A 19,091-nucleotide genomic window follows, 5' to 3' on the forward strand; every position below is an offset into this window, starting at 1 on the left:
CCGTGCCAACTGGAAGAAGAAGGGCAGAATTCTCCCATGCCCGCCGTGCCCGCTTCTCCTGCCGCCAAGGACAAGTCCGGCCCGCAACGCGCACTGGAAAAGCTCGGCCTGGTGCGCCCGATCGACTTCGCGCTGCACCTGCCGATGCGCTACGAGGACGAGACCCGGCTGGTGCGGATCGCCAGCCTGCGCGACGGCAGCGTCGGCCAGGTCGAAGGCGTCGTCGCATCGTGCGAGGTGCAGATCCGCGGCCGGCGCCAGCTCGTCGTGCGCCTGCACGACGGCAGCGACGACCTGGTGCTGCGCTTCCTGCACTTCTACCCGTCGCACCAGAAGGCGCTCGCGGTGGGCGCGCGCGTGCGCGTGCGCGGCGAGGCGCGCGGCGGTTTCTTCGGGCTGGAAATGGTCCACCCCACCTTCAAGGCCGTGGCCGAGGGCGCGCCGCTCGCAACCGCACTGACGCCGGTCTACCCGACCAGCGCGCAGCTGCCGCAGGCCTACCTGCGCAAGGCGATGGATGCCAACTTGGCACGGGCCGATCTGTCCGAGCTGCTGCCGTCCGAGGCGGTGCCGGCCGGCATGATGAGCTTGCGCGAAGCGCTGCTGTTCCTGCACCACCCGGCGCCGAACGTCGGCCTCGCGACGCTGGAGGATCGCAGCCACCCGGCATGGCAGCGGCTGAAGTTCGAGGAGCTGCTGGCGCAGCAGCTCTCTCAGCTGCAGGCCAAGCGCGAGCGCGAATTGCAGCGCGCGCCGCCGTTCCGCGTGCGCGGCGGCGGGCTGCAGGAACGGCTGCTGGCCGCGCTGCCGTTCGCGCTGACGAAGGCGCAGCGCCGCGTCGTCGACGAGATCGCGCACGATCTGCAGCGCGCGGTGCCGATGCACCGGCTGCTGCAGGGCGATGTGGGCTCCGGCAAGACCGTGGTCGCCGCACTCGCGGCTGCGATCGCGATCCATGACGGCTGGCAGTGCGCGCTGATGGCGCCGACCGAGATCCTCGCCGAGCAGCACCTGCGCAAGCTCGTCGGCTGGCTCGAGCCGCTGGGCATCACGGTCGCCTGGCTGACCGGCAGCCGCAAGGGCAAGGGGCGCGCGGCGATGCTCGCGCAGGTCGCGTCCGGCGAGGCCATGCTGGTCGTCGGCACGCATGCGGTGATCCAGGAGCAGGTGCAGTTCGCGAAACTGGGCCTGGCGATCATCGACGAGCAGCATCGGTTCGGCGTCCAGCAGCGGCTGGCGTTGCGCGAGAAGCTGCGCTCGAACCAGATCGAGCCGCACACGCTGATGATGAGCGCCACGCCGATTCCGCGCACGCTGGCGATGACGCTGTTCGCCGACCTTGACGTGAGCACGATCGACGAGCTGCCGCCGGGCCGCACGCCGGTCGTCACCAAGCTGTTCGCCGACGACAAGCGCGAGGCGGTGATTGGCCGCATCCGCGACGCGGTCGCGCAGGGCCAGCAGGTCTACTGGGTCTGCCCGCTGATCGAGGAGAGCGAGACGCTGGACCTCCAGAATGCGACCGAGACCCACGCGCACCTCACCGCGGCCTTGCCGGGGCGGATGGTGGGTTTGCTGCACGGGCGCATGAAGGCGAGCGAGAAGGCCGCCGTGATGGCGCTGTTCACGGCGGGCGAGATGGCGGTGCTGGTCTCGACGACGGTGATCGAGGTCGGTGTCGACGTGCCCAACGCCTCGCTGATGGTGATCGAGCACGCCGAGCGCTTCGGCCTGTCGCAGCTGCACCAGCTGCGCGGGCGCGTCGGCCGCGGCACGGTGGCCAGCGTGTGCGTGCTGCTCTACACCGCGCCGCTGTCGGACACCGGCAAGGCGCGGCTGAAGGCGATGCTGGAAACCGGCGATGGCTTCGAGATCGCGCGCCGCGACCTCGACATCCGTGGCCCGGGCGAGTTTCTCGGCGCGCGCCAGTCGGGCGCGCCGCTGTTGCGCTTCGCCGACCTGGCCGAGGACGAGGCGCTGGTCCATCTCGCACGCGACGCTGCCACGCTGCTGCTGGACCGCCACCCGCAGGTCGCGCTTGCGCACGTGAACCGCTGGCTCGGCGGTCGCTCCGACTACCTGAAGGCCTGAATTGCCCACAGAATCGCGGCCATGACGCTCACCGAACTGCGCTACATCGTCGCCGTGGCCCGCGAACACCATTTCGGGCGCGCCGCCGAAGCGTGCTTCGTGTCGCAACCCACGCTCAGCGTCTCGATCAAGAAGCTCGAGGAAGAGCTCGACGTGAAGATCTTCGAGCGCGGCGCCAACGAGGTGACCGTCACGCCGCTGGGCGCGGAGATCGTGCGCCAGGCGCAAATGGTGATCGAGCAGGCCGCCGCGATCAAGGAGATCGCGCAGCGCGGCAAGGATCCCGTGAGCGGCCCGCTGCGTCTGGGCGTGATCTACACGATCGGCCCGTACCTGCTGCCCGACCTGGTGAAGCAGGCGATCGAGCGCGTGCCGCAGATGCCGTTGATGCTGCAGGAGAACTTCACCGCCAAGCTGCTCGAGATGCTGCGCAACGGCGAGCTCGACTGCGCGATCATGGCCGAGCCCTTTCCCGACACCGGCCTGGCCGTCGCGCCGCTGTACGACGAGCCGTTCATGGCCGCGGTGCCCAAGCTGCACCCGCTCGCCAAGCGCAAGAGCCTGAGCACCGACGAGCTGAAGGACGAGACGATGCTGCTGCTGGGCACCGGCCACTGCTTTCGCGATCACGTGCTCGAGGTCTGCCCCGAGTACGCGCGCTTCGCGAGCAGCGAGGCGGAGGGCATCCGAAAGAGCTTCGAAGGCTCGTCGCTCGAGACGATCAAGTACATGGTCGCCTCGGGCATGGGCGTGACCGTCGTGCCGCAACTGAGCGTGCCGAAGGACAAGCAGCCGCACATCGTCTACATCCCGTTCACCAAGCCGGTGCCGACGCGCCGCGTGGTGCTCGCGTGGCGCCGCACCTTCACCCGGTACGAGGCGATCGCGGCGCTGCGCAACGCGATCTACGCGTGTCCGCTCGAAGGCGTGAAGCGGTTGTCGTGACCGACGGGCGGCCCGCGCGGATGCGCGGGCCGCGACGGATCAGCGGAACACGTCCTGCGCGATGCCGGCGGCGCTGAACAGGTAGTCGCGCGAGTCCTCGAGCTGCGTGCGCAGGCGCGACAGGTTGGTGTCGAGCAGGCGCCCTTTCCACTTGCGCACCTTGCCGGCGACGATCACGGTCTCGACGTTGGAGCGCTCCATCAGCGAGACCACGGCGCCGGGCACGCTGTTGAGCGGCGCGACGTTGATCGCGCTGGCGTCGAGGATGATGATGTCGGCCTCCTTGCCCGGCGTCAGCGAGCCGACCTTCTTGTCCAGCCGCAGGCCCTTCGCGCCGTTCATCGTCGCGTAGCGCAGCACGTCGCGGGTCGTCAGCAGCGGCGGCACGCCGGCGGCGGGCGTCGGGTACTGGGTCGGCGGCGTCAGGGCGCCCTGCTCCAGCACCATCTGGTTCACCAGCGCGCGCTGCACGTTCATCGTCGAGCGCATCTGGGTGAAGAAGTCCGCCGTCAGCGTGCACTCCACGTCCGTGCTCAACGACGGTTCGATGCCCAGGCTTTGCATCTTCAGGATCGGCGGCATGCCGTGGCGCATGTTCATCTCGATCGGCACCGCCAGCGAGACCTGCGCACCGACCTCCTTGACCCGCTGCCAGCCCAGGTCGGACATGCCGGTCATGTGCACGAACAGGTTGTCCGGCCCGAGGCCGAGCGTGCCGCTGTCGCCGCCCTTGCCCTGCGCGAGCAGGTCCAGGGTCGGGCGGATGCCGAACGGCGAGAGCACGTGGGCGGCCACCTGCAGCCCCAGTTCGCGCCCGATCTTCCAGGCCTTCTCGTAGGCCGGCAGGTACAGCTCGCCGCCCATGATCATCGTCATCAGCTGGTCGCTGGACGAGAACCACTGCTTCTTGATGCGGATCGCGTCGTCCGGGTACTTGTTGCCCGGGTTGGTGCCGAGGATCGCGGCGCCGGCGCTCTCGAAGTAGCCGAACACGCTGCGCCGCCCGGAGTCCATCACGCCCTTGATCGCGGCGTCCGAGTGCTGCGGCGAGTGGTGGATCTGCGAGATGTCGTGCACCGTCGTCACGCCCGCGTCGAGCTGGCTCAGCGAGCCGAACAGCTGGTTGATGTAGACGTCCTGCGGGCGGTAGAGCGGCGCGAACTTCAGCAGGATGTATTCGAAGTAGGTCGGGTCGGCGCTGCGCGTGCCCGAGCCGTCGTTGATCAGGATGCCGTCGGCCAGGAAGCTGCGCAGCGCGGTCTCGAACAGGTGATGGTGGGTGTCGATGAAGCCCGGCATCACGATGCGGCCGCGCGCATCGATCTCGGCCGCGCCGCCGGCATGCAGGCTGCGGCCGACGGCGACGATCTTCTTGCCTTCGACGAGCACGTCGGCCTGCGCGAAATCGCCGACCTTCGGGTCCATCGACATCACCGCGCCGCCGCGGATCACGTAGCGCCTGCCATGCTGGCCGCTGTCGTCCGGCGCCTTGTCCTCATGGGCGGCGGCCGGGCCGGCGGCAAGCAGGTCGAACGCGGTGGCCGCGACGCCGGTGGCCGCGGCGGCCTTGAAGAATCCTCGTCGCGAGCCGAAGTAATGGTTCTGGGGTTTCCCTTCGTCACAGAGTCTGCACATGGCGTTGTCTCCTCAAAGGTGAGTCACGCCCAGCCATGACCCGTTGTTTGGTGTGCTGCTTGCGCAGTGCTGGGTTGAAAGAATCTCCTCAGTTCGGTGGGGCGACGAACCCGGTGCGCTGCGGCCACAGGTTCTGGAAGGCGTGCACCTGCGTCTGGCCGTAGAGGCCGGCGACGGTGAACGGCTCGCGGGACAGCCACGCGAGCGCCGCGGGCCGGTCGGCGAAGTCGATCACCAGCAGGCTGCCCAGCATCGTCTGCCCGTCGTCGCCGGTCAGCGGCCCGGCGAACGCGATGCGGTCCGCCACTTGCGCGAGGTAGGCCTTGTGCTCGGGCCGCACGCGCGCGCGCAGGTCGCCGGCATCGGCGCGATCGACGAGGTGGAACGCGAACAGCATCGCCGCTCAGCCGCCGTGCCGCTGCCTCAGCACCTTCGCGGCCTCGACCATCGCGCGCAGCTTGCCGACGGCGGTCTCGCGCGGCAGGTACTTCATGCCGCAATCGGGGGCAAGGATCACGTTCTCGGGCGCAACAAACGGCAGCGCGCGCTCGATGCGCTCGACGATCGTCGCGACCGACTCGACTTGCGGGTCCGACAGGTCGATGCAGCCGACCATCAGCCGCTTGCCGTCGAGCGCGGCCAGGGCCGAGCAATCGAGGTGCGACTGCGCGGTCTCGAGCGAGATCTGCTTGCAGCTGCAGCCGGCCAGCTCGGGCAGGAAGGAATAGCCGCTCGGCCGCTCGTGGATGATCGCGGCGTAGCCGAAGCAGATGTGGACGGCGGTCGTGCCGGTGATGCCGTCGAGCGCGCGGTTCAGCGCCGCCAGGCCGTACTGGCGCGCCTTTTCGGGCCGCGCCTGCATGTAGGGCTCGTCGATCTGCACCACGTCGGCGCCGGCCGCGAACAGGTCGCGGATCTCGGCGTTGACGGCGGCGGCGTAGTCCATCGCCGCTTCCTCTTCGGTCTTGTAGAAGTCGTTCTGCGCCTGCTGCAGCATCGTGAACGGGCCGGGCACGGTGATCTTCACCATGCGGTCGGTGTTGGCGCGGAGGAACTTCAGGTCGTCGACCTCGACCGCGTGCATGCGGCGGATCTTGCCGACGATGCGCGGCACCGGATTCGGGTGACCGGAGCGGTCGAGCGCGGTGCCGGGGTTGTCGAGATCCACGCCCTCGAGCGCGGTCGCGAAGCGGTTCGAGTAGCTCTCGCGGCGGATCTCGCCGTCGCTGACGATGTCCAGGCCCGCCGCTTCCTGGGCGCGGATCGCGATCAGCGTCGCGTCGTCCTGCGCCTGCTCCAGGTACTGCGGCGGGATGCGCCACAGTTCCTTGGCCCGCGTGCGTGGCGGGAAGCGGCCAGCCAGCTTGGCGCGGTCGATGAGCCATTCGGGCTGCGGGAAGCTGCCGACGATCGTGGTGGGGAACAGCATGGGTGGGTCCTTTCAGACGCCGAGGTAGGCGCGTTGAATTTCAGGGCGGGCGAGCAACTCGTCGGGCTCGCCCTCGGCGACGATGCGGCCCTCCTCGAGCACGTAGGCGCGGGTCGAGACCTGCATCGCCATCACGACGTTCTGCTCGACCATCAACACCGACATGCCGGCCGCGTTGATGCGGCGGATGGCGGCGAACATGTCGTGCACGATCAGCGGCGACAGGCCGAGCGACGGTTCGTCGAGCAGCAGCAGCCGCGGCCGCGCCATCAGCGCTCGCGCGATCGCGACCATCTGCTGCTGGCCGCCCGAGAGTTCGCCAGCGGCGCTGGTCAGTTTGGCCTTCAGGGCGGGGAACAACTCGAGCACCGAATCGAGCGACTCCTGCCGATGTGCCTTCGCGGCGGGCAGGTAGCTGCCGAGCTCCAGGTTCTCGAGCACGCTCATCCCGGTGAACAGCCGCCGGCCCTCCGGCACGACCGCGATGCCGGCCTCGCAGAAGCGGTGCGGCGCGAGCTGCGTGATGTCGCGGCCCTCGAACACGAGCCGCCCGGCGTTGGCGCGCAGGATGCCGGCCAGCGTGTTGATCAGCGTCGTCTTGCCGGCGCCGTTCGGGCCGACCACGCACAGCAGCTCGCCGGCGCGCACGTCGAGCGAGACGCCCCACAGCGCGCGCGCGGCGCCGTACGCCACCTGCAGGTCGCGGACTTCAAGCATGGGCCGTCCCCAGGTACGCGGTCATCACCTCCGGGCGCTGCATCACGTCGGTCGCGCTGCCCTCGGCCAGCAGGTCGCCGTGGTTGAACACGACGATCCGGTCGGTCAGCGCCATCACCGCGCGCATCACGTGCTCGACGAACACGATCGTCGAGCCCTGGTCGCGGATGCGCCGGATCAGCGCGACCGCGTCGTCGATCTCGCTCGGCGTCAGGCCGCACAGCACCTCGTCGAGCAGCACCAGGCGCGGCCGCGACGCGAGCGCCCGGGCGAGCTCGAGGAACTTTCGCTGGTGCAGGTTCAGGTCGTCGGGGCGCGCTGCGGCCTTCTCAATCAGGCCGGTGAAGTCGAGCCAGGTCAACGCCTGTCGGCGCGCGGCGGCCACGTCGTGCACCGCGCCGCCGAACATCGTCGCGAGCGCCACGTTGTCGAGCACGCTCAGGTGCGCGAACGGCCGCGGGATCTGGTACGTGCGGGCGATGCCCGACGCCGCGATCTCGTGTGCGGCGCGGCCGGTCAGGTTGCGACCCTCGAACACGATCTGCCCGGCGGTCGGCGTGTAGTGGCCGGTGACGACGTTGATGAAGGTCGACTTGCCCGAACCGTTCGGCCCCAGCAGGCCGAGGATCTCGCCGCGGCGCACGTCCACGTCGACGCCGGTCAGCGCATGCACGCCCTTGAACGACTTCTTCAGGCCGCGCACCCGCAGCAGCACCTCGCCGGGTGCGACACCGGCGGAGCGCGCGATCGGTGCGTCGACGGGTGCGGGCGCCGGGGTGCCGTGTGCCGCGACCGGGACCGCGGCCGTACGCCGCGCGAACAGCTTCTGCAGCCGCGAGAGGATGCCGTCCGGCATGAACAGGATCGCCGCGATCAGGATGACGCCGACCATGGCCTTGCCGGCGATCGCGTGGTCGGCCGCGGTGAAGCTGTAGAGCAGCGCGGTGATCGCGATCGCGCCGATGGCCGGCCCGGCCCAGTGGCGCGTGCCGCCGAGCACGCTCATCAGCACGACGGTCAGCGGCACCGCGATCGTGAACACCTCGCCGACCGTCACGTACGACAGGAACAGGGCATGGATGCCGCCGGCCACGCCGGCCAGCGCACACGAGATCGCCAGCGCCAGCAGCTTGTAGCGGTAGGTCGGCACGCCCATCACTTCGGCGGCGTCCTCGTCGTCGTGAATCGCGAACAGGCCGGCGCCGAACTTCGAGACGTAGATCGCCCAGGCGATCAGCAGCGTCGCGGTGGCGGCGGCCAGCGCCAGCAGGTAGAAGGTCGACGAGGCCGTCGGCCCGATCTTCGGGATCGGCACCGCGCTGAGCGACACGCCGTTGCCGCCGTCCAGCGGCGTGTTGACGACGATCGTGCCGATCACGAACGTGATCGCCAGCGTCAGCAGCGCGAACAGTTCGCCGCGCACGCCCTTGACCCGGAACACCACCGCGCCGAGCGCGACGCCCAGCACCGCCGCGACGAGCGCGGCGATCGGCAGCGTCCACAGGAACGGCCAGTCGTAGCGCGCGAGCATCGTGCTGGTGGTGTACAGGCCCGCGCCGAAGAACGCGCCGTGGCCGAACGAGAAGTAGCCGGTGTAGCCGGACAGGATGTTCCACGACGTCGCGAGCACGATCCAGTGCAGCATCAGGTACAGCAGCGAGTCGTAGAACGCCGGCAGGCCGAGCTGCGGCACGAAGGCCAGCGCGATCGCGGCCGCGACGATGACGAGCGGGGTGCGCTTCATGCGGCCCGTCCCGGACGCAGCACCAGGATCACGATCAGGAGCGTGAACGACACGATCGGTGCCCACGACGGCGCGGTCACCGCCATCGTGATCGCCTCGCTGACGCCGATCACGGTGCCGGCGATCAGCGGGCCGAGCGGGCGCGCCAGGCCGCCCAGCATCACGGCGGCGAACACCACGCCGATCCAGGCATAGATCTGCGACGGCGCGAGCGTGAAGCTCAGCGCCAGGCAGACGCCGGCGATGCTCGCGAGCGCCGCGCAGGTTCCGGCCAGCAGCAGCGCGTTGCGTTGCTGGTTGACGCCGAACGCCGAGGCGATCGGCGCGTCCTCGGCCGCGGCGCGCATCGCCTTGCCGAGGTCGGTGTAGCGCAGCACCGCCCAGGCGGCGACCGAGATGCCGACGGCCAGCACCAGCGTGATCAGCTCGGGCACCGGCACGAACAGCCCGCCGACCTTGAACTTCATCTCGCCGTAGTGCGATTCGAGCTTGCGGAAGTCCGCGGTCCAGATCGTCTGGATGATCGCCTCGATGATGCCGACCAGGCCGAAGGTCAGCAGCAGCGAGTTGAACGGCGTGACCTTGAAGCGTGCCATCACCCAATGCAGCGCCCCGCCCAGCGCGAAGAACGCCGGCGCGATCACCAGCATCGTCAGCAGCGGATCGATGTGCATCGTCGTCGTCAGCTGCAGGCACAGGTACGCCGCCAGGAACGCGAACGCGAAGTGCGCCAGGTTGATCAGCCGCAGCAGGCCCCAGCTCAGGCTGAGGCCCAGGCCCATCAAGCCGTACAGCCCACCGACGAAGATGCCCGACAGGATGCTTTGCGACAGCAGCGAGACGCTGGGCAGCGTGAAGCCCATGCTGGGCCTCAGCCGGCGCCGGGCCGCCCCAAGGAGGCTGAGCGCCCCCGCGGGGGGCAGGAGCGAAGCGACGTGGGGGCGAACATCATTGCGCGAGCAGCTTCGCGCCGCCAGAGGTCACTTCCTTCGGCCACACCACGACCCACTTGCCGTTCTGCACCTGCTTGACGCGCATCAGGTCGTCGCCGAAATTGCCGGTGCCGTTGAAGCGCAGCTTGCCCTGCAGCGTGTCGACCTTGTTGGCCTTGAGCCACTCGCCGATCTTCTTGTCGTCGATGCTCTTGGTGGCGACCACGCCGGCCTCGAGGATCTGCCATGCGGTGTACGACGCGGCGGCCTGGGTCTCGACGGAAGGATCGGTCAACCCCGCCTTGGTGGCGCGCTCGCGGTAGAGCTTCACGAACTCGGCCGCACCGGTGTTCGACGTGAACGGCGGCTGGTCCTCGAAGATCGTCACCGACAGCGCGTTCTTCGCTTCCGGCAGCGAGACCAGCGGGCCGGGCGCCGGGTACATGTAGAAGTGCTGCGGCGGCACGTAGTCGATCTTCTTCATCGCGTCGAGCAGCAGGTTGCCCTCGAGGCCGATCGCGCCGACCCAGACGAAGTCGGGCTTGGCGTCCTTGACGCGGTTGGCGATCGGGCCGAAGTCGCGGTTGCCGAAGTCCCATTCGAGGAACAGCACCTCGGTCAGGCCGCGCTTCTTCAGCACCTCGCGCGCGCCGGCGCTCATGAACTGGATCGACGGGAACTTGCTGGTCACGACCGCGACGGTCTTCGGCGGCTTCGGCCCGGCGGCGAGCGCGTCGAACACCGTGTTCGGCACGGTGGTCTGCGGTTCGGAGCCGATCGACCAGGCCGGGAAGGTCATGTCGTACTTCGCCAGCGACGGGATGCCCAGCGTGTGCTGCACCAGCACCTTGTTGTAGCGTTGCGCGACGCCGATCGCCGACAGGATCGCGCCGGTCGCGTACGGCCCCATCAGCAGGTCGACCTTGTCGGCGGTGACCAATTGCTCGTACAAGGTTCTGGCGAGGTCGGGCTTGGACTGATCGTCCTTCACTTCCCAGACCACCGGCCGGCCCAGCCAGCCGCCGCGCTTGTTGACCTGCTCGATGTAGATCTCGCCGGCCAGCTTGTGGATCTGCGCCGTCGCCGAGAGCGGCCCGGTCAGCGCGAGCGTGCTGCCGACGCGGATCGGCGCGCCGGTGGGCGTCTGCGCCTGTGCGCCCGAGATACCGAGGCCCGTCAGGCCGAGCAGCGTGGCGGCCACCGCGGTGCGGCGCGAGAAGTTCGTCGTGTTCATCAGCCTCGTCTCCAGTTGTTGTCGGGAAATCTCAATCGACCTGCGCGCTGGAGCGCTTGACCAGCTCGGCCCATTTGCCGAGCTCGACCTTGTTGAACGGCGCCATCTCGTCGGCGCGCATCGCGCGCTGCTCGACGCCCTGCTCGCGCAGCCGCGTCGCGACCTCGGGGCTCGCCAGCGCCGCAGCGCTCGCGCTGCGCAGTTGCGCGAGCATGGCCGGCGGCGTGGCCGCAGGCGCGTAGAGCATGAACCAGGCGACGAGGTCGAAGTCCTTGAGGCCCTGTTCCATCAGCGTCGGCACGTCGCTGGCCGCGCTGCTGCGCACCGCGCCGCTGGCGCCGAGCGCGCGCAGCTTGCCGGCCTTGATCTGCGGCATCACGGCAGCCGGGTGATAGAACATGAAGTCGGCCTGGCCGGCCATCACGCTGGTCATCGCGACCGCGCCTTCCTTGTACGGCACGTGGATCATCCGGCCGCCCAGGCGCTGCGCGAGCAGCTCGCCGGCCAGGTGGCCCGAGGTGCCGTTGCCGGCGGACGCGAAGGTCACGCCGTCGGGCCGCGCGGCCAGCGCCGCCAGGTCCTTCAGCGACTTGATCGGCGAATTCGCGCCGACCACCAGCAGCGTCGGCGTGTAGCCGACGAACGCGACCGGCGCGAAGTCGCGCAGCGTGTCGTACGGCAGCTTGCGGAACAGCGCCGCGTTGATCGCGTGCGTGCCGACGGTGCCCATCACCAGCGTCTTGCCGTCGGCCGCGGACTTGGCGACCTGGTCGGTGCCGACCGAGCCGCCGGCGCCGGCGCGGTTGTCGACGACGACGGTCTGCTTCAGCTCCTTGCCGAGGCCCTCGGCGACGACGCGGGCGATCGTGTCGGTCGTGGTGCCCGGGCCGAACGGCACGATCATCCTGACCGGGCCGTCCTGTGCGTGGGCGGCGGCGAAGACGGCCAGCAGGCCAGACGCGATCAGGTGGCGGCGGTTCATGCGGAGGCCTTCGGCAGGTGGAGTGACGCGCGGATCTCTTCGTTGTGCTCGCCCAGCGTCGGCGGCGGACGCACGTGCAGCGCGCGCTGGCCGTCGAACGAGACGGGGGAGCGCACGGTGCGGAACAGCCCCATCACCGGGTGCTCGGCCTGCGTGGTCATCTGCAGGTGGACGGCCTGCGGATCTTCGAGTGCCTCGCTGGTGTCGTACATCGGCGCGTGCGGCACGTCGCCGGCCTGCAGCCGCACGCACCAGTCGTCGCGGGTGCGGCGCTTGAAGCGCTCGCCGAGCAGGCCGATCAGCGTCTCCTGGTTGGCGATGCGGGCGTCGCGGGTCGCGAAGCGCGGATCGGCGAACAGGTCGGGCTGCTCGATCGCGTGGGCCAGCCCCTGCCAGAACTTCTCGGGCGAAGACATGTGCAGCGCGATCCACTTGCCGTCGATGCACTCCAGCACGTAGGACTGCGAGACGCTCGGCCGGCTGTACGGGCCCATCACCTCGTTGGCCTGGAAGAAGTGCGTGAACGCGTCGAGGTTGAAGTGCGCCATCGCCTCCAGCATCGACACTTCGACGGTGCGGCCCACGCCCGTGCGGCCGCGCTCGAACAGCGCGCCCAGCACGCCGTAGGCGGCGTAGAAGCCGGTCAGCGAGTCCGCGATCGCAGGCCCGACGACGCGCGGGTTCTCGGGGTTCACCAGCAGGTTCAGGAAGCCGCTCGCGGCCTGTGCGACGGTGTCGTAGGCGGGCCGATTCGCCGCCGGGCCGGTGGCGCCGAAGCCGCTGATCGAGCAGTAGATCAGCTTCGGGTTCAGCGTCCGCAGCCGCTTTTCGCCGGCGCCGAGCTTGTCGGCGACGCCGGGGCGGAAGTTCTGGATGTAGACATCGGCGTCCGCGATCAGCGCGTCGAACACCGCCCGGTCCGCTTCGGACTTGGTGTCGAGGGTGATGCTGCGCTTGTTGCGGTTGTAGGTCTGGAAGTGCGGGCTGTACAGGCCGTCCTTGAAGGCGCGGAACGGGTCGCCGGTGCCCGGCATCTCGACCTTGATCACGTCGGCGCCCAGGTCGCCCAGCAGCATGCCGGCCGCGGGGCCGGTGATGAAGGTTCCTTGCTCGACGACCTTCAGCCCGTTCAACACCTGGATCATCGGTGGGCTCCGAAGCCGGCCGGGACCTCACCCTCGTACACCGCCTCGCGCGTGGCCTGGTACGACAGCGCGAAGCCGATCGGGTCGTTGATCTCCTCGAACAGGTGCGCGATCAGGCCGGCGGTGCGCGCGAGGATCGGCACGCCCTTCAGCGCCTGCACCGGGAAGCCGGCGCCGAGCAGCACCGCGGGGATGGCGCCGGAGACGTTGAGCTTGAGGTCCTTCTTCAGGACGGCCGGCATCTGTGCCTCGGCAGCCTCGGCGATCGCGATGAAGCGCAGGTCGGTGCCGGCATTGCGGGCGACATGGAACAGCGCCCCGACGCGCTCGTCGCGCTCCTTGTGCAGTGGATGGCCGTAGCCGGGGATCGCCTTGCCGGCCGCGCGCCACGACTGCATCACGCGCAGCGCGGCGGCCTCCAGCGGCGTGCCGGCCTGCACCATCGCATCGATCTCGACATACATGCGCCCGGCGGTCTCCGACGAGCCGAGCACGACCGAGCCGCAGCCCAGGATGCCAGCCGCGACCGCGCCCTGCATCGCGTCCGGCGCGGCGGCGAAGGTCATGCGTGCCGCCTGCACGCTCGGCACCAGGCCGTGCTCGGCGATCGCGACGAGGGTGGCGTTCAGCACCGCCGCCTCTCCGGAGGTCGGCGGCCGGCCCGTCAGCAGCAGGAAGAAGTGGTCGATGAACGAGACCTTGCCGATCAGTTCCTTCGACAGGTCGCGGCCGCGCACGACGATGGTGTGCTCGTCGGAGGTGCAGATCGAACTGCGCGGAACGGTGGCTTTGCCGATCTTCATGGGGACGTCTTTCAGGCCGGGGTCGGCGCGGGGGTCGGTGCCAGGCGGAAGTCGTAGCTCGCCGAGTGGTAGGGCTTGGCCATCTCGCGGCCGTCGGGGGCCTTGCCGGGCGCGTGGTGGTCGAAGTCGACGACCAGGCTGTCGCGCTTGCCGAAGACCGCGTCCTGGTCGATGTACGGGCTGTTGGCGACGAAGATGTGGGTGGTCAGCATCACGTGGCCGGGCGCCGAGACCTGCATGTGGATGTGGCCGGGGCGGTAGATGCTGCGGTCGGTCGCGCGCATCATCGAGCCGACCGGGCCGTCGTCCGGAATCGGGTAGTAGGCCGGCAGGATCGACCAGAACCAGTAGCGGCCTTCGGCGTCGGTGCGGAAGCGGCCGCGTGCGCGCATCGTCGGCTCGGCCGCCAGCTGCACGTCGTACTTGCCCTCGCCGTCGCCGGACCACACGTCGAGCAGCGCACCGGGCAGCGGCTGGCCGTCGGTGTCGGTCACGCGGCCCATGTAGAACGTCGGTTCGCCGGGCACGCCTTCGCCGATGTCCGCGCCCAGCGGCAGGTCCGGCGCGCCGGGCCAGTAGAACGGACCTTCGACGGTCGCCTCGGTTGCGGGCGTCGCGCCCTTCGCGCCGCCGGTGGCGCGGGCCTGTTCCAGCGCGACGACCATCATCGACAGGCCGAGCGTGTCGGACAGCAGGATGAACTCGGGGCGCCGCTCGGTCGAGATCCGGCCGATCGCGTCGAGGAACTTCATGCCGGCCAGCCATTCGTCGGGCTTCAGGTCGACCTCGCGGGCGAAGGCGTGCACGTGCTTGACCAGAGCCGTCATCAATTCGCGCAGGCGCGGGTCGGGCGTGTTGGCGAACGCGGCGAGCACGTCCTGCGTCAGCTTTTCCTGGTTGTACTCGGACATCTCGACTCCCGGGGTCTCGGCAGGAGCGAAGCTTAGGGAGATCACCGGTCGCACGGAAATGGTGAATTCACATCGATATGATCGATGGCATCGATTCGATACGGGGGTTTACATGGAGATGAGGCATCTTCGCTACTTCGTGGCGCTGGCCGAGTACCTCAGCTTCACGAAGGCCGCCGACCGCGTCCATGTGACCCAATCGACCCTGTCGCACCAGATCCGCCAGCTCGAGGAGGAGGTCGGCCAGCCGCTGTTCGACCGGATCGGCAAGAAGGTCGTGACGACCGAGGCTGGCGAGCTGTTCCTGGCCTACGCGACCCGCGCGCTGAAGGAGGTCGACCACGGCATCGCGATGCTCAAGCCGGGCGGCGGCGGCCTGACCGGCGAGGTCTGCATCGGCGCGACCCACACCTTCAACATCGGGCTGATCCCGGAGTGCGTCGCGCAGTTCCTCGCGCGGCACCCGACGGTGCGGGTGCGCATCGACGAGCTGCCGGCCGTCCAGATCATCGCCAAGCTGCACGCCGGCGAGCTCGACATCGGCATCGCCTACAAGCCCACCGGCCCGACCGACCTGTGGTTCGAGCCCCTCTACAACGAGGAGATGGTGCTCGTCGTCTCCGACACCCACCCGCTCGCCGGCCGCAAACGCATCCGCATGGTCGAACTGCACCAGCAGCGGCTGGTGCTGATGCCCGACTACTTCTCGACCCGCACGCTGCTGGACGAGTGCTTCAAGGCCAGCGGCGCCGAGCCGATCGTCGTCGCCGAGATGTCGACGATCGCGCCGATGCTCGGGCTGGTGCTGCGCACGCAGATCGGCGCGATCGTCGCGATCAACGCGGTGCCGGCGGCAATGAGCGGGCTGCAGATGATCCCGATCGAGAGCCCGACGCCGATCCGCACGCCCGGCATCCTGTGGCGGCTGGATGGGGAGAAGGCCGCGCCCGTGCACTCGTTCGCGGTGATCGTGCGCAAGACGGCGTTGGGCAACAGCCTGCGGCACGAAGGCCCCGGCTGATCGAGCCTATCTATTGCATAGGATAGTTCAATTGACTACAGCTATGTGGTTTCCCTAGACTGGTGCCTATCGCCGCAACCCGTTCAGGAGTCACCCATGTCCGAGCAAGCCCAATGTCCGTTCGCCGCCGGCAACAAACCCGGCGCCCGCGCCACGACGAACTCTGCCTGGTGGCCCGAAGCGCTGAACCTCAGGCTGCTTCACCAGCAGTCCGCGCTGTCGAACCCGATGGACCCGGACTTTGACTATGCCGCCGAGTTCAAGACCCTCGACCTCGATGCGGTGATCAAGGACCTGCTTGCGCTGATGACCGATTCGCAGCCCTGGTGGCCGGCCGACTACGGTCACTACGGCCCGTTCTTCATCCGCATGGCCTGGCACTCGGCCGGCACCTACCGCACCAGCGACGGCCGCGGCGGCAGCGGCAGCGGCGAGCAGCGCTTCGCGCCGCTGAACAGCTGGCCGGACAACGGCAATCTGGACAAGGCGCGCCGGCTGCTGTGGCCGATCAAGGCCAAGTACGGCCGCAAGCTGTCGTGGGCCGACCTGTTCATCCTGACCGGCAACGTCGCGCTCGAATCGATGGGTTTCAAGACCTTCGGTTTCGGCGGCGGGCGGCCCGATGTGTGGGAGCCGCGCGAAGACATCAACTGGGGCACCGAGACCACCTGGCTCGGCGACGAGCGCTACAGCGGCGACCGCGAGCTCGCGAAACCGCTCGCCGCGGTGCAGATGGGCCTGATCTACGTGAACCCGGAAGGCCCGAACGGCACGCCCGACCCGCTCGGCTCGGCTCGCGACATCCGCGAGACCTTCGCCCGCATGGCGATGGACGACGAGGAGACCGTGGCATTGACCGCCGGCGGCCACACCTTCGGCAAGGCGCACGGCGCGGTCGACCCGAAGCACCTCGGCCACGAACCCGAGCGCGCCGACATCGAGCACATGGGCCTGGGCTGGATCAACAGCTTCGAGACCGGCCACGGCGTGAACACGACGACCAGCGGCATCGAAGGCGCGTGGACGAAGAACCCGATCCGTTGGGACAACGGCTACTTCGAGAACCTGTTCGGCTACGAGTGGGAGCTGACCAGGAGCCCGGCCGGCGCGCACCAGTGGAAGCCGGTCGGCGCCAGCGGCGACGGCACCGTGCCCGACGCGCACGACCCGGCCAGGCGCCATGCGCCGATGATGACGACGGCCGACATGGCGATGCGCATGGACCCGGCCTACGAGAAGATCTCGCGCCGCTTCATGGCCAACCCGCAGGAATTCGCCGATGCGTTCGCGCGCGCCTGGTTCAAGCTGACCCACCGCGACATGGGGCCGCGCTCGCGCTACCTCGGCCCGCTGGTACCCCAAGAGGAACTGCTCTGGCAGGACCCGGTGCCGGCCGTCGATCACCCCCTGGTCGACGCGCAGGACATCGACGCGCTCAAAGCGAAGCTGCTCGCCTCGGGCTTGACCATCCCGCAACTGGTGACGACCGCGTGGGCCTCGGCCTCGACCTTCCGCGGCAGCGACAAGCGCGGCGGCGCCAACGGCGCGCGCATCCGTCTGGCGCCGCAGAAGGACTGGGAAGTCAACCAGCCGGCCGAACTGGCCAAGGTGCTGGTGACGCTGGAGCGCGTGCAGAAGGCGTTCAACGACGCGCAGACCGGCGGCAAGAAGGTGTCGCTGGCGGACCTGATCGTGCTGGGCGGCTGCGCCGCCATCGAGTCGGCGGCGAAGAAGGCGGGGCATGCGGTGAGCGTGCCGTTCGCCCCCGGCCGCACCGATGCCTCGCAAGCCCAGACCGACGCCGCCTCCTTCGCGCCGCTGGAGCCGGTGGCCGACGGCTTCCGCAACTACGTTCGCCAGGGCCAGGAGGCGGCCGTCGCCGAGTTGCTGATCGACAAGGCGAACCTGCTCACGCTGACCGCGCCCGAGATGACGGTGCTGATCGGCGGCCTGCGCTCGCTCGGCGCGAACGTCGGCGGCGCGAAGCACGGTGTGTTCACCGAGCGCACCGACGCGCTGACGAACGACTTCTTCGTGCGGCTGCTCGACATGAATACCGCCTGGAAGAAGTCCGCCGATGCCGAGTTCGTGCTCGAGGGGCGCAACCGCCAAACTGGCGAACTCCAGCTCACCGGCACGGTCGTCGACCTGCTGTTCGGCTCGAACTCGCAGCTGCGCGCGCTGGCCGAGGTCTACGCGAGCAGCGACGCGCAGGCCGTGTTCGTGCGCGACTTCGTGGCGGCGTGGAACAAGGTGATGAACCTCGACCGCTACGATCTGGCCTGACCTTTCAACCGTCCGCCGCAGGAGAAGACCCCATGGCAAAGAACAGCAAGAGCAAGACAGCATCGGCCACGCCGACCGGCCGCCGCGCCGAGATCCACATCGGCATCAGCGACAAGGACCGCAGCGCCATCAGCGACGGCCTGTCACGGCTTCTGGCCGACACCTACACGCTGTACCTGACCACGCACAACTTCCACTGGAACGTCACCGGGCCGATGTTCAACTCGCTGCATGCGATGTTCATGGCGCAGTACACCGAGCTGTGGAACGCGGTCGACCCGATCGCCGAGCGCATCCGCTCGCTCGGCCACGTGGCGCCCGGCTCCTACGCGCAGTTCGGCGCGCTCACCTCGCTGAAGGACGCGCCGGCCGTGCCGCCGAGCGCGCTCGACATGGTGCGCGTGCTGGTCGAGGGCCACGAGGCCGTCGCCCGCACCGCGCGCAGCATCTTCCCGCTGGCCGACAAGGCCGGCGACGAGCCGACCGCCGACCTGCTGACCCAGCGCCTGACCGTCCACGAACAGGCGGCGTGGATGCTGCGCGCCAACCTCGAGGCCTGATCGTGTAACGTCCGGGCGTGCGCATCGCGATCCTCACCTTCGACGGCTTCAACGAGCTCGATTCGTTCATCGCGCTCGGCCTGCTGAACCGCCTGGGCGCGGACGGCTGGAAGGCCGAGATCACCAGCCCGAGCGCGCAGGTCACGTCGATGAACGGCGTCACGGTGCAGGCCCAGCAGCCGCTGGAGTTCGCGAACGAGGCCGATGCCGTGATCTTCGGCAGCGGCATCTACACCCGCGCGATCGCCGAGGACTACGGCCGGCGCGGCGCCCTGCTCGACCGGCTGCAGCTCGACCCGGTGCGCCAGCTGATCGGCGCGCAGTGCTCCGGCGCGCTGCTGCTGGCGCGCCTCGGCCTGCTGGCCGACATGCCGGCCTGCACGGACCTGACGACCAAGCCCTGGCTGGTCGAGGCGGGCGTGCGGGTCGAGGAGGCGGCGTTCCACGCCCGCGGGCCGATCGCCACGGCCGGCGGCTGCCTGGCGTCGCAATACCTGGCCGCGTGGCTGATGGTGCGTGGTGCGGGCGTCGACGCGGCGATGCGGGCTTTGCACTACGCGGCGCCGGTCGGCGAGAAAGAGGCGTATGTTGAGCGTCTGCTGGACGTGGTGCGACCCTTCGTCCCGGCGCCGTAGTCGGACAGCCCCCGGTCGCCG

Annotated in this window: 17 protein-coding genes; 6 read left to right on the plus strand and 11 right to left on the minus strand. The window is 69.3% G+C overall.

Annotation, left to right across the window (positions count from 1 at the left end; translation table 11 throughout):
- Nucleotides 1–36 precede the first annotated feature (36 nt).
- Nucleotides 37–2,091: an ATP-dependent DNA helicase RecG gene (recG, locus tag ACWH49_RS10910; protein ID WP_448171483.1), complete on the plus strand. Its 2,055-nt coding sequence runs from the start codon at nt 37–39 to the stop codon at nt 2,089–2,091.
- A gap of 21 nt (nt 2,092–2,112) precedes the next feature.
- A complete protein-coding gene (locus ACWH49_RS10915) occupies nt 2,113–3,036 on the plus strand; it encodes a LysR substrate-binding domain-containing protein (RefSeq protein WP_448171484.1) in 924 nt (307 codons plus the stop codon).
- 39 nt (nt 3,037–3,075) lie between these two features.
- Here the strand turns inward: ACWH49_RS10915 and ACWH49_RS10920 are convergent, their stop codons facing one another.
- The 11 genes from ACWH49_RS10920 to ACWH49_RS10970 form a co-directional block, all read right to left on the minus strand.
- Entirely contained in the window at nt 3,076–4,671 is a 1,596-nt protein-coding gene (locus ACWH49_RS10920) for an amidohydrolase family protein (RefSeq protein WP_448171485.1), read from the minus strand.
- Between the two features lie 88 nt (nt 4,672–4,759).
- Nucleotides 4,760–5,068 (minus strand): YciI family protein, encoded by a 309-nt coding sequence (locus tag ACWH49_RS10925; RefSeq protein ID WP_448171486.1) that lies wholly within the window; start codon nt 5,066–5,068, stop codon nt 4,760–4,762.
- A 6-nt stretch (nt 5,069–5,074) separates the two neighbouring features.
- On the minus strand, nt 5,075–6,100 hold the full coding sequence (locus ACWH49_RS10930; RefSeq protein WP_448171487.1) for a uroporphyrinogen decarboxylase family protein: 1,026 nt from the start codon (nt 6,098–6,100) through the stop codon (nt 5,075–5,077).
- A 12-nt stretch (nt 6,101–6,112) separates the two neighbouring features.
- Nucleotides 6,113–6,817, minus strand: a complete 705-nt coding sequence (locus ACWH49_RS10935) for an ABC transporter ATP-binding protein (protein ID WP_448171488.1) — start codon at nt 6,815–6,817, stop codon at nt 6,113–6,115.
- Nucleotides 6,810–8,561, minus strand: a complete 1,752-nt coding sequence (locus ACWH49_RS10940) for a branched-chain amino acid ABC transporter ATP-binding protein/permease (RefSeq protein ID WP_448171489.1) — start codon at nt 8,559–8,561, stop codon at nt 6,810–6,812. The genes ACWH49_RS10935 and ACWH49_RS10940 overlap by 8 nt, the downstream gene beginning before the upstream one ends.
- Nucleotides 8,558–9,424 (minus strand): branched-chain amino acid ABC transporter permease, encoded by an 867-nt coding sequence (locus ACWH49_RS10945; protein WP_448171490.1) that lies wholly within the window; start codon nt 9,422–9,424, stop codon nt 8,558–8,560. Before ACWH49_RS10945 ends, ACWH49_RS10940 begins: the two co-directional genes overlap by 4 nt.
- A gap of 85 nt (nt 9,425–9,509) precedes the next feature.
- Nucleotides 9,510–10,727 (minus strand): amino acid ABC transporter substrate-binding protein, encoded by a 1,218-nt coding sequence (locus ACWH49_RS10950; RefSeq protein WP_082549365.1) that lies wholly within the window; start codon nt 10,725–10,727, stop codon nt 9,510–9,512.
- 31 nt (nt 10,728–10,758) lie between these two features.
- Entirely contained in the window at nt 10,759–11,709 is a 951-nt protein-coding gene (locus ACWH49_RS10955) for a Bug family tripartite tricarboxylate transporter substrate binding protein (protein WP_448171491.1), read from the minus strand.
- Complete coding sequence (locus tag ACWH49_RS10960; protein ID WP_448171492.1) at nt 11,706–12,854, minus strand: CaiB/BaiF CoA transferase family protein; 1,149 nt, start codon at nt 12,852–12,854, stop codon at nt 11,706–11,708. Before ACWH49_RS10960 ends, ACWH49_RS10955 begins: the two co-directional genes overlap by 4 nt.
- Complete coding sequence (locus tag ACWH49_RS10965) at nt 12,851–13,657, minus strand: citryl-CoA lyase (protein ID WP_448171493.1); 807 nt, start codon at nt 13,655–13,657, stop codon at nt 12,851–12,853. Before ACWH49_RS10965 ends, ACWH49_RS10960 begins: the two co-directional genes overlap by 4 nt.
- 11 nt (nt 13,658–13,668) lie before the next feature.
- Entirely contained in the window at nt 13,669–14,568 is a 900-nt protein-coding gene (locus tag ACWH49_RS10970) for a dioxygenase family protein (protein ID WP_448171494.1), read from the minus strand.
- Nucleotides 14,569–14,680: 112 nt separating this feature from the next.
- Here ACWH49_RS10970 and ACWH49_RS10975 point away from each other — a divergent pair, with 112 nt between their 5' ends.
- The 4 genes from ACWH49_RS10975 to ACWH49_RS10990 all read left to right on the plus strand — a co-directional run bounded on the left by ACWH49_RS10975 (nt 14,681) and on the right by ACWH49_RS10990 (nt 19,070).
- Nucleotides 14,681–15,589: a LysR substrate-binding domain-containing protein gene (locus tag ACWH49_RS10975; RefSeq protein WP_448171495.1), complete on the plus strand. Its 909-nt coding sequence runs from the start codon at nt 14,681–14,683 to the stop codon at nt 15,587–15,589.
- A gap of 96 nt (nt 15,590–15,685) precedes the next feature.
- Complete coding sequence (gene katG / locus ACWH49_RS10980) at nt 15,686–17,875, plus strand: catalase/peroxidase HPI (protein ID WP_448171496.1); 2,190 nt, start codon at nt 15,686–15,688, stop codon at nt 17,873–17,875.
- Between the two features lie 32 nt (nt 17,876–17,907).
- The gene (locus tag ACWH49_RS10985) at nt 17,908–18,435 is read left to right on the plus strand and encodes a Dps family protein (RefSeq protein WP_448171497.1); all 528 of its coding nucleotides are present in this window, start codon (nt 17,908–17,910) and stop codon (nt 18,433–18,435) included.
- A 17-nt stretch (nt 18,436–18,452) separates the two neighbouring features.
- Nucleotides 18,453–19,070, plus strand: coding sequence for a DJ-1/PfpI family protein (locus ACWH49_RS10990; protein WP_448171498.1), 618 nt, complete (start codon nt 18,453–18,455; stop codon nt 19,068–19,070).
- The last annotated feature ends 21 nt before the right edge of the window (nt 19,071–19,091 follow it).

This window comes from Rhizobacter fulvus, assembly GCF_964020785.1.

Bases quoted from the DNA above. Each gene is read 5' to 3' on its own strand.
- ACWH49_RS10985 (WP_448171497.1), top strand. From the start codon at position 17,908: ATGGCAAAGAACAGCAAGAGCAAGACAGCATCGGCCACGCCGACCGGC.
- ACWH49_RS10920 (WP_448171485.1), bottom strand. From the start codon at position 4,671: ATGTGCAGACTCTGTGACGAAGGGAAACCCCAGAACCATTACTTCGGC.
- ACWH49_RS10960 (WP_448171492.1), bottom strand. From the start codon at position 12,854: ATGATCCAGGTGTTGAACGGGCTGAAGGTCGTCGAGCAAGGAACCTTC.
- ACWH49_RS10970 (WP_448171494.1), bottom strand. From the start codon at position 14,568: ATGTCCGAGTACAACCAGGAAAAGCTGACGCAGGACGTGCTCGCCGCG.
- ACWH49_RS10975 (WP_448171495.1), top strand. From the start codon at position 14,681: ATGGAGATGAGGCATCTTCGCTACTTCGTGGCGCTGGCCGAGTACCTC.
- ACWH49_RS10965 (WP_448171493.1), bottom strand. From the start codon at position 13,657: ATGAAGATCGGCAAAGCCACCGTTCCGCGCAGTTCGATCTGCACCTCC.
- ACWH49_RS10940 (WP_448171489.1), bottom strand. From the start codon at position 8,561: ATGAAGCGCACCCCGCTCGTCATCGTCGCGGCCGCGATCGCGCTGGCC.
- ACWH49_RS10925 (WP_448171486.1), bottom strand. From the start codon at position 5,068: ATGCTGTTCGCGTTCCACCTCGTCGATCGCGCCGATGCCGGCGACCTG.
- ACWH49_RS10950 (WP_082549365.1), bottom strand. From the start codon at position 10,727: ATGAACACGACGAACTTCTCGCGCCGCACCGCGGTGGCCGCCACGCTG.
- ACWH49_RS10915 (WP_448171484.1), top strand. From the start codon at position 2,113: ATGACGCTCACCGAACTGCGCTACATCGTCGCCGTGGCCCGCGAACAC.
- recG (WP_448171483.1), top strand. From the start codon at position 37: ATGCCCGCCGTGCCCGCTTCTCCTGCCGCCAAGGACAAGTCCGGCCCG.
- ACWH49_RS10935 (WP_448171488.1), bottom strand. From the start codon at position 6,817: ATGCTTGAAGTCCGCGACCTGCAGGTGGCGTACGGCGCCGCGCGCGCG.
- katG (WP_448171496.1), top strand. From the start codon at position 15,686: ATGTCCGAGCAAGCCCAATGTCCGTTCGCCGCCGGCAACAAACCCGGC.
- ACWH49_RS10930 (WP_448171487.1), bottom strand. From the start codon at position 6,100: ATGCTGTTCCCCACCACGATCGTCGGCAGCTTCCCGCAGCCCGAATGG.
- ACWH49_RS10955 (WP_448171491.1), bottom strand. From the start codon at position 11,709: ATGAACCGCCGCCACCTGATCGCGTCTGGCCTGCTGGCCGTCTTCGCC.
- ACWH49_RS10945 (WP_448171490.1), bottom strand. From the start codon at position 9,424: ATGGGCTTCACGCTGCCCAGCGTCTCGCTGCTGTCGCAAAGCATCCTG.